This is a genomic window from Burkholderia sp. B10 (assembly GCF_004368385.1).
Classification (GTDB): Bacteria; Pseudomonadota; Gammaproteobacteria; order Burkholderiales; family Burkholderiaceae; genus Burkholderia; species Burkholderia vietnamiensis.
In genome coordinates this window covers 36,567-49,259 of the sequence record NZ_PQMX01000047.1, presented here as the reverse complement: position 1 = coordinate 49,259, position 12,693 = coordinate 36,567, and the positions used below count along the sequence as shown (strand labels likewise).

Below are 12,693 nucleotides of genomic sequence, written 5' to 3'. Positions count from 1 at the left end.
TCCACCACCACTACCCATCCCCCCACATCCCCGGCACCGCACTGGTCGTCCCGCGCACGACCAACCGCGGCGTCGACGCGATCCGCACGCGCGACCCGTCGTCGATCCGGCCGCCCGCCTCGCGCAGCGTATTGAGCAACTCGACCGCGAGCGCCGCCGCCTCGGCGGTCGGAATCGCGACCGTCGTCAGCGTCGGCCGCGTGTCGCGCGCGAGGTGAATGTCGGTGATGCCGACGATCGACAGATCGTCGGGCACGCGCCTGCCGCGATCGGCCGCCGCGTGCAGCGCGCCGATCGCCGGCAGATCGTTGGTCGCGACCAGCGCGGTCAACTCGGGATGCGCATCGAGCAGCCGGCCGGCCGCGCGCACGCCGCCTTCGATCGAATCGGGCTCGGCCGCGACGATCGACGCGTCGAGCCCCGCTTCGCGCATCACGTCGACGAAACCGTCGTAGCGCGCCGCCTGCACGCCGCTCGCCGAGCCGCCGACGATCACGCCGATCGCCCGATGCCCGAGCTCGACCAGATGCCGCGTCGCGATCCGCCCCGCCTCGCGGAAATCCACCGCCACGCACGGCAACCCGTCGGGCGGCGCATCGGGCCGCTCCCACAGACACAGCACGACCGGCACGCCGCGGCGCGCGACGTCGGCGAGGTCGGGCAGATGCAGGTTCGCGTTCGTCACCAGAATGCCCTCCGAAATCGTGCCGGCGATCTGGTCGAGATACGCGCGCCCCTGCAACGGATCTTCATTCGTGTTGCAGACGATCAGGAACTGCCCGTTGCGCCGCACCGCGCGCTCGACCGCCAGCGCGAACTCCGGATAGAACGGGTTCGCGATGCTCGACACCATCAGCGCGACCGTCGGCGCGCGCCCTTCCGCGAGCGCGCGCGCCGCCAGATGCGGCCGGTAGCCGAGCGCCTGCACGGCCTCGAGCACCCGCGCGCGCGTCGCTTCGCCGACCCGCCCGCGATCGCGCAGCACGTTCGACACCGTCGCGGCCGTCACGCCGGCGCGACGCGCCACTTCGTCGAGTGTCGCCATGATTTGCCCACTATATGAGAGGTGAATCCAGTATTTGCTTCGCTACCCGAAGCAGCGCACTATCGCCGCACACCCTGCCGCTCGACCGACGAGCGCGACTCGGCCGCGATCGCAATCGCCTATTTTTTTGATCGCGATGATTAAGCGCTTAAGCATCGATCGAAGCGCATTAAAACATGGAGCGGAGACAATGGCGAGCATCTCGATGCGTCGCGTGCAGAAGGCTTATGGCGAGCACGCGCCGGTCATACGCGACGTCGATCTGGACATCGGCGCGCACGAGTTCTGCGTGTTCCTGGGCCCGTCGGGCTGCGGCAAGTCGACGTTGCTGCGGATGATCGCGGGCCTCGAGGATCTGAGCGACGGCGAGCTGTCGATCGACGGCCGCCGCGTCAACGACGTGCCGGCCGCCGAGCGCGGCGTCGCGATGGTGTTCCAGAGCTACGCGCTGTTTCCGCACATGACCGTCTACGAGAACATGGCGTTCGGCCTGAAGCTCGCGCGCGTGCCGAAGGCCGAGATCGACCGCAAGGTGCGCGACGCCGCGCGGATCCTGCAGCTCGACACGCTGCTCGAGCGCAAGCCGAAGGCGCTGTCCGGCGGACAGCGGCAGCGCGTCGCGATCGGCCGCGCGATCGTGCGCGAGCCCGGCGTGTTCCTGTTCGACGAACCGCTGTCGAACCTCGACGCGGCATTGCGCGGCCAGACGCGCATCGAGATCGCGAAGCTGCATCGGCAGTTCGAGCGCGCGAGCGTCGTCTACGTGACGCACGACCAGACCGAGGCGATGACGCTCGCCGACAAGATCGTGCTGCTGCACACGGGCGCCGACACCGCGCGGCACGGCAGCATCGCGCAGGTCGGCGCGCCGCTCGACCTCTATCACCATCCGGCCAGCCGCTTCGTCGCCGGCTTCATCGGCTCGCCGCGGATGAACTTCCTGCCGGCCGTCGTCGTCGCCTGCGACGCGCGGCGCACGACCGTCACGCTCGTGGCGTCCGGCGAATCGTTCACGCTGCCGCGCGACGGCTCCGCGCTCGCACCGGGCGCAGCCGTCACGCTCGGCATCCGCCCCGAACATCTGACGCTCGGCGCCGCGCCCGACGCGACGACGCTCGCGCGCGACGTCGCGCTGGTCGAGCGTCTCGGCGAGCAGACCTACGTGCATCTCGATCAGCCCGGCGGCACGCCGCTGATCGCGAAAGTGCCCGGCGACGCGGCCGTGCACGCCGGCGAGCGCGTGCACGTGCATGCAGCGGCGGCCGCGTGTCATCTGTTCAATGAAGACGGCCGCGCGGTGCCCGCGTGCGCCGACCTTCCCGTCCACCATTACGCATAAGGATCGGGCATGCGCCTCGGAGTCTGTTACTACCCGGAACACTGGCCGGAATCGATGTGGGCCGACGACGCCCGCCGCATGAAGGCGCTCGGCATCGCGCAGGTGCGGATCGGCGAGTTCGCATGGAGCCGCATCGAGCCGTCGCCGGGAGAATACGCGTGGGGCTGGCTCGACCGCGCGATCGACGTGCTCGGCGCGGCCGGCCTCGAGATCGTGATGTGCACGCCGACGGCGACGCCGCCGAAATGGCTCGTCGATCGTCATCCCGACATCCTCGCTATCGGCGCCGACGGCCTGCCGCGCAAGTTCGGCTCGCGCCGCCATTACGACTTCTCGTCGCCGACCTATCTGGAAGCGTCGCGCCGCATCTGCACCGCGGTGGCCGAACGCTACGGCCGCCATCCGGCCGTGCGCTACTGGCAGACCGACAACGAGCTCGGCTGCCACCAGACCGTCGTCAGCTACTCGCCGGCCGCGCTCCTGCGTTTTCGCGCCTGGCTGAAGGCGCGCTACGGCACGATCGACGCTCTGAACCGCGCGTGGGGCACCGTGTTCTGGAGCATGGAGTACCGGCATTTCGACGAGGTCGATGCGCCGGTGGGCACCGTGACCGAAGCGCATCCGTCGCATCGCCTCGACTACCGCCGCTTCGCGTCCGACGAGCTGGCGCGCTATCACCGGATGCAGGTCGACGTGATCCGCGCGCATTCGCCGGGCCGCCCCGTCGCGCACAACTTCATGCAGCTGTTCACCGAGTTCGACCACTATGCGGTCGCGCGCGACCTCGACGTCGCGACCTGGGACAGCTATCCGCTCGGCGCGCTGGAGGAGCTGTGGTTCGCGCCCGACGTGAAGGCGCGCTGGCTGCGCACCGGCCACCCGGACTTCGCGTCGTTCAATCACGACCTGTATCGCGGCATGTCGAAGCAGCCGTTCTGGGTGATGGAGCAGCAGCCGGGCCCGGTGAACTGGGCGCACTGGAACCCGGCGCCGCTGCCGGGGATGGTGCGTCTCTGGAGCTGGGAAGCGTTCGCGCACGGCGCCGGCTGCGTGTCGTATTTCCGCTGGCGGCAGGCGCCGTTCGCGCAGGAGCAGATGCACGCGGGCCTGCACACGCCCGACGATCGGCTCGACGAAGGCGGCCGCGAAGCGCAGCGGGTCGCGGGCGAAATCGCCGCCGTGCTCGACGCCGATGCCGACGGCGCGGTGCGCGCCCCCGTCGCGCTCGTGTTCGACTACGAAGCGAAGTGGCTGCTCGAAGTCCAGCCGCAGGGCGCCGATTTCCACTACCCGCGCTTCGCGTTCGAGTATTACTCGGCGCTGCGCGCGCTCGGCCTCGACGTCGACATCGTCTCGGCGCACGCGCCGCTCGACGGCTACCGGCTCGTCGTCGTGCCGCCGCTGCCCGTCGTGCCGGACGACTTCGCGGCGCGGCTCGCCGCCTCGGGCGCGCATGCCGTGTTCGGCCCGCGCACCGGATCGAAGACCGTCGACCTGCAGATTCCGCCGGCGCTGCCGCCCGGCCCGCTCGCGTCGCTCCTGCCGTTGCGCGTGTGGCGCGTCGAATCGCTGCGCCCGAACGTGACCGAGCGCATCGACGGCGCGCTGCGCGACGGCTCGCCGCTGAGCGGCGACGCGCGCCACTGGCGCGACCTCGTCGAGCTGCACGACGAGGCGCGCAGCGTCGTGCACGCGCGCTTCGCCGACGGCCATCCCGCGTGGGTGTCGCACGGCGCGTTTCACTATTGGGCCGCGCTGTTCGACGATGCGACCGCGTTGCGCGGGTTCGCCGACGTCGCGGCCGAAGCGGGCCTCACGCCGACGCCGCTTGGCGACGACGTGCGCGTGAGCCGGCGCGGCGGCCTGACCTACGTGTTCAACTACGGCAGCACACCGCACACGATCGATGCGGTGGCGCCGTCCGCGTTCGTGGTCGGCGCCGCGCAGGTCGAGCCGCAAGGCGTCGCCGTGTATCGAAGCCGTCCGTAGCATCGCCCCCGGCGCACGCGCCGGTCACGCACAACGACATACAGGAATGGAGACAGACATGACACATCGCCCCCTTCGCGTTGCCGCCCGGCTGGCGAGCGCCGCCGCCATCGCGTTCGCCTCGCTCGGCGCCGCGGCGCCCGCCGACGCCGGCACGCTGACGATCAACATCGCGTTCAAGGGCGCGAGCCAGCGCGCGGTCTGGCAGTCGACCATCGACGCGTTCCACAAGGCGCATCCGGACATCGACGTGAAGCCCACCTACGTCGACGAGGAAGCGTACAAGGTGCAGCTTCCCGCATGGCTCACCACCGTCGCGCCCGACGTCGTCAATTGGCACGCAGGCGAACGGATGGCGTACTACGCGCGGCGCGGGCTGTTCGAGGACCTGAGCGGCGACTGGAAGAAGAACGGCTGGGATGCGATGTACGCGTCGACGCGCAGCGCATCGTCGTACAACGGCAAGCAGTACGCGGCGCCGACCGTCTACTACTCGTGGGGCCTCTTTTATCGCAAGGACCTGTTCGGCAAGGTCGGCATCGCCGACGAGCCGAAGACCTGGGACCAGTTTCTCGATGCGTGCAAGAAGCTGAAGGCGGCCGGCATCACGCCGATCGCGGTGGGCGGCCGCGACGCATGGACGCTCGCCGGCTGGTTCGACTATCTGGACCTGCGCCTGAACGGCAACGCGTTCCACCAGCAGCTGATGGCCGGCGACGTGCCGTACACCGACGCGCGCGTGAAGAAGGTCTACACGACGTGGAAGTCGCTGATCGACGCGGGCTACTTCATCGACAACGCGCTGTCCTACGATCTCGACGGCGCGCAGCCGTTCCTGTTCCAGGGCAAGGCCGCGATGATGCTGATGGGCACCTTCATCGCGGCGGGCTTTCCGCCGAACGTGAAGCAGGAGATGGGCTATTACCGCTTCCCCATCATCGACCCGAAGGTGCCGACCGCCGAGGACGGCCCGGTCGAATCGCTGCACATCCCGACCAAGGCGAAGAACAAGGCCGATGCGCATACGTTCCTCGCGTTCGTCGAGACGCCGGAGATGGGCGCGAAGCTCGCGGAAGGGCTCGGCTCGCTGTCGGCGAACAGCAAGTCGCCGGAGCCGGCCGATCCGATCTCGCGGATCGGTTTCCGGATCCTCGCCGACACCAAGGGCGGCGTCGCGCAGTTCTACGATCGCGACATGACGAAGGAAATGGCCGACGAAGGGATGAAGGCGATGCAGCAGTTCGTCTCGAATCCCGCGCAGCTCGACAGCGTGCTCGCGCAACTCGAGCAGACCCGCAAGCGGATCTACAAGAAGTAACCGCGCGACCCGTGCGGGGGCCCCGCGCCGCCGCATCCGTTGTTTCAGGAGGCTTGCCGTGTCCAGTCCGATCACGTCCCGATCCGTTCGAACGCCTGCCGGCGCGGCCGCCGCGCCGCCGGCGCGCGGGCCGAGCGCCGCGCTGCCCGCGCGCCGCCCGTCGCCTGCCGCGCGGCGGCAGCGGCGCGCCGCCTGGCTGTTTCTCGCGCCGGCCTGCGCGATGGTGGCCGTCTATGTGATCTGGCCGATCCTGTCGACGCTGTGGTTGAGCCTGTGCAACTGGGACGGGATGACCGAGCGCACCTTCGTCGGCCTCGCGAACTACGCCGAGCTGCTGCACGCGCCGACGTTCTACACCGCGCTGCGCAACAACGTGATCTGGCTCGCGATGTTCATGCTCGCGCCGCCGCTCGGCCTCGCGCTGGCGCTGTACCTGAATCAGGCCGTGGCCGGCATCCGGCTCGTGAAGTCGCTGTTCTTCGCGCCGTTCGTGCTGTCGGGCGTGGTCGTCGGGCTGATCTTCTCGTGGTTCTACGATCCGACCTTCGGGCTGCTCGCGCTGATCGCCGGGCACGGCATTCCGGTGCTCGGCGATGCGCGCTACGCGACGTTCGGCATCGTGCTCGCCGCACTGTGGCCGCAGACCGCGTACTGCATGATCCTGTACCTCACCGGCCTCACGTCGGTGAACCCCGAGCAGATCGAAGCGGCGCGCATGGAAGGCGCGCGCGGCTTCGCGCTGCTGTGGCACGTCGTGCTGCCGCAGTTGCGGCCGACCACGTTCATGGCGATCGTCGTCACGGTGATCGGCGCGCTGCGCAGCTTCGACCTGATCTCGGTGATGACGGGCGGCGGCCCGTTCGAGAGTTCGACCGTGCTCGCGTATTACATGTACGACCAGGCGATCAAGTACTACCGGCTCGGCTATTCCGCGTCGATCGCGGTCGTGCTGTTCGCGATCATGCTCGTCTACATCGTGTTCCAGTTGCGCCGCATGCTGCGCAACGAGCAGTGACTTTCGGGAGTTCACTCATCATGTTTCCGACACCCGTTGCCCAGTGGAAGCCGGTATCGCGCCGGCTGTACAAGCTGTCGCTGCCCGTCGCGCTCGTGATCTGGCTGCTGCCGATGATCGCCGTGTTCGTCACGTCGGTGCGCTCGACCGAGGAGCTGGTCGAAGGCCACTACTGGGGCTGGCCGCGGCATTTCTCGATGATCGAGAACTATCGCGATGCGCTGACCACGTCGCCGATGCTGCATTACTTCTGGAACAGCGTGCAGATCACGGTGCCGTCGGTGCTCGGTTCGATCGCGCTCGCGGCGATGGCCGGCTTCGCGCTCGCGACGTATCGGTTTCGCGGCAATACCGCATTGTTCGGCACGTTCGTCGCGGGAAATTTCGTGCCGGTGCAGGTGCTGATGATTCCGGTGCGCGATCTGTCGCTGCGGCTCGGGGTGTTCAATACGGTCGAGGCGCTGATCCTGTTTCACGTCGCGTTTCAGACGGGCTTTTGCACGCTGTTTCTGCGCAACTTCATCAAGCAGCTGCCGTTCGAGCTGATCGAGGCAGCGCGCATCGAAGGCGCGGGCGAGTGGACGGTGTTCTGGCGGATCGTTTTGCCGTTGATCCGGCCAGCGTTGGCTGCGCTCGCGATTCTGGTGTTCACGTTCGTGTGGAACGACTACTTCTGGGCGCTGTGCCTCACGCAAGGCGACGAGGCCGCGCCGATCACGGCGGGCGTCGCGGCGCTGAAGGGGCAATGGACGACGTCGTGGAACCTCGTGTCGGCCGGGTCGATCCTCGCGGCGTTGCCGTCGGTCGCGATGTTCTTCGCGATGCAGAAGCACTTCGTCGCGGGGCTGACGTTCGGGGCGACGAAGGGGTGAGGGTGGCGCGGTGCGCGGTGCGCGGTGCGCGGTGCGCGGTGGCGGTCGCAGATCAGGAGTTCGTCCTCTTCATCGAGAGGTTGCCCGCTTCGGCGGGCTTTTTTCTGGGTGCGTGGAACCGTTCACGAAGGACATCGCCGAATGCTTCGAAACGCCGGCAATCGACGTGATCGCACGCGTCGATCAGACCAGCCCGGCGCGCGACGCCGCACCGCCTGACGAACTAGCGCAGCTCCGATTTTTTGAAGGGCGCCCTGGCGCGCATCATCTTCGATGCATCACCGCCCTTCGAACCGACAACCGGACCGTTTTCCCGGCATAGGGATCTGTAACCTATTGCTGAATCGTCGCGCTCTTCAGCAGGCTACCCACGAATGCCGCACTCGCCTTCTCCACCGCGAGCGCCTGCAACTGCTGCTGGATCGTCGTCTTGGCCGCATTGAACGACGGCACCTGCGTCGGGCGCTTCGCGTCGAGCTTCACGATCACTCTTGCACCATCGACCGGAATCGACTCGGGCGTCATCGCGCCTGCCGGCAGCTTTTCCAGCGCCTGTGCGACGGCGACCGGCAAACCGGATGTCTTGCCCTCCGTCGCCGGCGCCTTGAAGCTCACCCACGGCAGCTCGCCGCCGGCATCGCGGCTCGGTGCGATGCTGTATTGCCGTGCGAGACTATCGAACGGCTTACCGGCCTTCAGCTCGCTCAGCACGGTCGCGGCCGTCGCCGCGTCCTTCACCACGATCAGACGCGGCTTGTATTCATCCTTGCCGAGCGACGCGACGATCTCGTCATAGCGCGCCTTGATCTGCGCATCCGTGACCGGCTCCGGTTTCACGTTGTCCCTCAGATACAACTGCGTCTCCGCATTCGCCTTCGCGACCTGCATCGCCGCCTGAACTTCCGGTTTGCTGCCGTAGTTCGCCTTCTCCGCAGCCTGCTGGATCAGCACCCGCGCGATCAGCTGATTCTTGATCGCCTGGCGTACCTGCGGCGTATCCGGCTGGCGCGATGCGCGCAATACCGCATCGACTTCCGCCTGCGTGATCGCAGTGCCGTTGACGGTTGCCACAGTGCCGGCCGTCGACGTCGGCGAGGCGGGCGCTTGAGCGTGCGCGTGACCGACGATGCCTGCACCAAGCGCGGCGGCCGCGATAAGAGATTTCCACTGACGAAGCTTCATCACATTGTCCAATTCAAGGTTGCCAGTACGAGGGTGGCTTTCGGTCCGAGAGCGGCCGGCTGCGTGAGCGCACGCCCGACCAGCAACTCGCCCGAAAGCATCTGTTTGTGCCACTGCCATTGCGCGCGCAGCCCGGCGCCCGCGCCGGCGAGCGTCGGGAATCCCGGAACCGCGATCAGGCTCGCCTTGCCGGCGTCGACGAACGCATACGGTTCGATTCGGCCATTGTTCCATGCCGGCGCATTGACCCATGCGAGTTCGTTGCGCGAATAGAAGCCGCGGTCGCCCACGATCTCGCCCGAGCGAAAGCCGCGCACCGTGTCCATCCCGCCGAGATACAGCTGCTCGGACCCGAACAGCGCCATGTTCGTGTACTGCCCGCCGAGCACGCCCCGGTACGCGATCATCGCAGGACCGAGCTTCGGCAGCGGCAGCGTAAACGCGGCCGTCGCATCGACCTTCGTGAACTGGCTGTGCGCCTCGTCGCGCGCGATGCCGTGCGGATCGTGGTTCGCGCCGAACCATGGCAGGCCCTGCGACACGCCGCCGTCGAGCGTCAGATTGCCCTGCGCATCGTTGATCACGAACTTGTGCAGCCAGTTGCCGGCCAGCCGCAATACCGCGACGCGCTGAGGATCGAGATCGATGCCGTTGATCTCGCGGTCGGTACGGCGCCATGACATCGTGGCGTCCACGCTGGTGATGTCGCTCATGCTACGGCTGACCAGATAGTTCCAGCCGAAGATGTGCGACAGCGTGCGACCGTATTCGAGCGCGGTCGTGCCGATCAGCTGCTGGTATTCCGAATCGGAGATCGTATAGCTGAACGTGTGACGGCCGAAGGGCACGGCGAACGAACCGACGATCGCATTGCTGTCCAGGCTGTCGAGAAAGTTCACGCTGAGCGATTCCTGCAGGCCGAGCAGGTTGTCGGCCTCGACGCCGGCGCGATAGCGCGTGACGCCGGTCGCCGAGCTGCCGTAGTTGTCGACGCCCAGCGTGTAGTACACGCGATCGCCCGGCTTGTTGCCGATGTCGACGATCGATTCGCCGGGATTCCGGCCCGGCAGGATCTGCACCGTCGCCTGGTTGCGGCGCAGACGGTTGATCTGCGCGACGCCCTGATCGATATCCGCAAGGCGCAGCGGATCGCCCGACGCCGCCGGAAACGCGTTGTCGTAACCGGCGTCCGTGAACCAGCCGCCGCCTGCCGACGCTTCGCCCGCCTTCAGCCGGTGAATCGGCTTGCCGTTGACCGTGAAGGCCTCGATGGTGCCGATCTGGATCGTGATCCTGAGGGTGCCGGTGGCAAGGTTCTGCGGCCCGAGCAGTGCACGCGTCGTCACGAGGCCATTCGCGACGAAGACGTCCGTGATGCGCTTCAGCAGCACGTTGATGCGGTGCGAGCCGAGCTCGCGGCCCGCGAACGGCTCGACAATCACAGCGAGTTGCTGGGCCGAGATCCCGCGAGGCGGCTCGAAGGGCTTACCGTCCGGCGCCTGGAGCAGGATCCGCTTGACGGCGAAGGTCGGTCCCGTTTCGACGATCGCATCGACCGGTGTATCCACCGGGATGTCGAGCGTCGTCTCCGGCGTCGGCGCGATCGTCACGGACGCCGGCGGCTGTTCGAGCTGGCGTTGGCGCGCCTGCTCGCGCTGCTGCTCGATGATCAGTTGCGCCGGATCCTGCACCGGACGGGCGGCGGGAGGCGGCGTCTGCGCGTGCGTCGGTACATGACATGCCGCGAGGACACTCGCGACCAACAGTGGCAGCTTCAGCCGAGGGAATGCGCGTGGTTTCATCGTTATTGTGCGTGCGGGTGTCCAGGCGTTCGCGCTGCCGTGCCATGACGACAGCGACCCCGAGTCGATTTCTCGTTCGATAGTCGATCCGTTACCGCCACCACCACGTCGTCAGGCCGAGATGCTGGTCGATCTGGACGGGCGTGCGTGCAGGAGTACGTAGCGTCGTGATGCCGCCAGCGGCCGTCACGCCGTTTGCGCCGCTGAACGAGCCGCCGTCGATCACGCCGTCGCCGGTCAGCGTCACGCTGCCGTTCGCGGCGAAGCCGCCGCCGATGTCCATCGCGATGATCTGGGCCCACGTGCTGCCGAAGAATGCCTTGAAGCCGCGATGCTGGTTGATCGCGGAATAGCCGGTCACGCCCTGTGCGTAGGTGAGCGGTGCATCGACCTTGATGTCGCCGTTCGCGAAGACGTTCCCGCCGACGTTGCGGGCGACCGTGCCGGCCTTGATGCCGATGTTGCCGCCGGCCTGGATCGTGCCGCCGTACGGTGTGACGTCGCTCGATGCGTCGGCGTGGCAGAAGATCCAGCAGCTGCGCGTATAGCTCGCCTTGCCCGTGAAGACGGCGGCGTTGGTGAACGCGTTCTGCGCGGTGAGGTTGACGTCGCCGTCGTTCGATTGAACGATCCCGCCGGCATTCGTGAAATTGCGGCTCGCGATCGTCACCGGGCCGTGGACGGCTGCGATATAGGCGAGCTGATTCGGGTCGCCGATCGTGCCGTAATCGACGTTGAAGCCGCTCGTCGTATGCGTGAAGAACAGGAAGCTGCCGCCGCGATCGGAATAGGCGGTGGGCTGGCCGCCGTTCGTGCCGCCGGTATGGTCGATGATGTTCTGCACGTCGCCGGCCGCGGTGAGATCCACTGCGTCATTCGACAGGATGCGGGCGTTGGCGTTGATGATGTTGCCGCCGGCCGTCAGCCTGGTCCGGCCGTTCGCGGCGAACAGGATCGCGAGGTTGTCCGCGCTGGAGCGATTCGTGATGTCGCCTGCTGCGTTGACGATCACGTCGCCACCGGTCGTCGTGCCGTCGCTTGCTGTCGCGCCGGCCTGAATCAGGCTGCCGGTGTTCGTGATCGCGCCGCTGCTCGTCAGTTCGACTGTGTTGCCGGCACTGACGGTGGTCGGGCCGGTGGCGTCGTCGGACAGCACGATATTGCCGGCCTGGAGGTTCGCATTGTTCGCGGCGGTCAACTGCGCGCCCTGCAGCGATACGGTACCGGGTGTCGTCAGCGCGACGTCGCGCTCGGCCTTCAAGGAGCCGTCGGCAATCGCGATGTCGCCATTCGCCGCGACCACGACGTCGCCGGCGTTCGCGTAGATCTTGCCGAGGCTGTGAACGCCAGCGCCCTGGTCGGTGACGATCAGCTGAACGCGGCCGGCCGTCAGGCCGCCCGCTGCGGTGATATCGACGGCGACGGCGTTGCTTTTGGCGCCCGGCGATGATGTGCCGATCAGCCAGTCGTGGCCGTTGTCGGACGGCGAGAAACTCGTGTCGTACGTTGAGGTGCTGTCGCCGACGAGCGCGCGGATGCCGCTCGTCGAACTGGTGAAATCGTTCGTTACCGGGCCGTTGATGCTCAACTGCTTGGCGATCAGGTCGAGGTTGACCAGCGTGCCCGACAGCCCGCCAGGACCGATCGCGATCGCGCCGCGGTCGGTCGTCAGCACTACGTTGCGCTGTACGACGCCGGGCGCGAGCGTCAGGTCGGTGAAACCGACCTGCCCTGTAGAGAGCACGACGTGGCCAGTATTCGTGAAACTGCCGCCGTCGACCGTGACACCGTTCGGATTCGCCAGGATCACGTTCGCGCGCGGGCCGAGGACGTTGATGTTGCCCTGGATCAACGACGGGTTCGTGCTCGTGACCTGGTTGACGATCGTGCGAGCGTTGATGCCGACGTTGTTCAGGTCAGCACCGGCTTTCGGGACGTTGAAGGATGAGTAGGTGTTGTTCGAGACGCCACCGATGGTGGGGGCGATGTTGACCGTCTGCCGTCCACCAGCGCCAGTCAATACAGACGTCGCAGTGCCGCCGTCGGGAACGATCCCTGCCGCGTAGGCTGAGCACGTCGCAGCAGCCCAGACCAACGCGAATGTTCGCCGGATAGTCGTCTTTTCCACGTT

General features: G+C 67.3%; 9 protein-coding genes. 5 read left to right on the top strand and 4 right to left on the bottom strand.

From position 1 onward, the window contains the following. Positions 1-10 precede the first annotated feature (10 nt). Positions 11-1,045, bottom strand: a complete 1,035-nt coding sequence (locus C3Y15_RS21825) for a LacI family DNA-binding transcriptional regulator (RefSeq protein ID WP_060090927.1) — start codon at positions 1,043-1,045, stop codon at positions 11-13. A gap of 190 nt (positions 1,046-1,235) precedes the next feature. Between C3Y15_RS21825 and ugpC the strand changes: the two genes are divergently transcribed. The 5 genes from ugpC to C3Y15_RS21800 are packed head-to-tail and all read left to right on the top strand — an operon-like array spanning position 1,236 to position 7,578. Then, positions 1,236-2,384: a sn-glycerol-3-phosphate ABC transporter ATP-binding protein UgpC gene (gene ugpC / locus C3Y15_RS21820; protein ID WP_124259659.1), complete on the top strand. Its 1,149-nt coding sequence runs from the start codon at positions 1,236-1,238 to the stop codon at positions 2,382-2,384. 9 nt (positions 2,385-2,393) lie between these two features. After that, positions 2,394-4,373, top strand: coding sequence for a beta-galactosidase (locus tag C3Y15_RS21815; RefSeq protein ID WP_045578348.1), 1,980 nt, complete (start codon positions 2,394-2,396; stop codon positions 4,371-4,373). Between the two features lie 58 nt (positions 4,374-4,431). Then, complete coding sequence (locus C3Y15_RS21810; RefSeq protein ID WP_014724276.1) at positions 4,432-5,691, top strand: extracellular solute-binding protein; 1,260 nt, start codon at positions 4,432-4,434, stop codon at positions 5,689-5,691. 58 nt (positions 5,692-5,749) lie between these two features. Beyond that, positions 5,750-6,706: a sugar ABC transporter permease gene (locus C3Y15_RS21805; RefSeq protein WP_046425808.1), complete on the top strand. Its 957-nt coding sequence runs from the start codon at positions 5,750-5,752 to the stop codon at positions 6,704-6,706. 20 nt (positions 6,707-6,726) lie between these two features. Then, the gene (locus C3Y15_RS21800; protein ID WP_011881166.1) at positions 6,727-7,578 is read left to right on the top strand and encodes a carbohydrate ABC transporter permease; all 852 of its coding nucleotides are present in this window, start codon (positions 6,727-6,729) and stop codon (positions 7,576-7,578) included. Between the two features lie 333 nt (positions 7,579-7,911). Here the strand turns inward: C3Y15_RS21800 and C3Y15_RS21795 are convergent, their stop codons facing one another. From C3Y15_RS21795 to C3Y15_RS21785, 3 genes are all read right to left on the bottom strand, one after another. After that, positions 7,912-8,760 carry a peptidyl-prolyl cis-trans isomerase gene (locus tag C3Y15_RS21795; protein WP_059568661.1) on the bottom strand — a complete coding sequence of 283 codons (849 nt, stop codon included), beginning with the start codon at positions 8,758-8,760 and terminating at the stop codon, positions 7,912-7,914. Further along, positions 8,760-10,523, bottom strand: coding sequence for a ShlB/FhaC/HecB family hemolysin secretion/activation protein (locus C3Y15_RS21790; protein WP_124259669.1), 1,764 nt, complete (start codon positions 10,521-10,523; stop codon positions 8,760-8,762). The genes C3Y15_RS21795 and C3Y15_RS21790 overlap by 1 nt, the downstream gene beginning before the upstream one ends. Before the next feature lie 130 nt (positions 10,524-10,653). Further along, on the bottom strand, positions 10,654-12,690 hold the full coding sequence (locus C3Y15_RS21785; RefSeq protein ID WP_124259658.1) for a filamentous hemagglutinin N-terminal domain-containing protein: 2,037 nt from the start codon (positions 12,688-12,690) through the stop codon (positions 10,654-10,656). Positions 12,691-12,693: the final 3 nt, after the last annotated feature.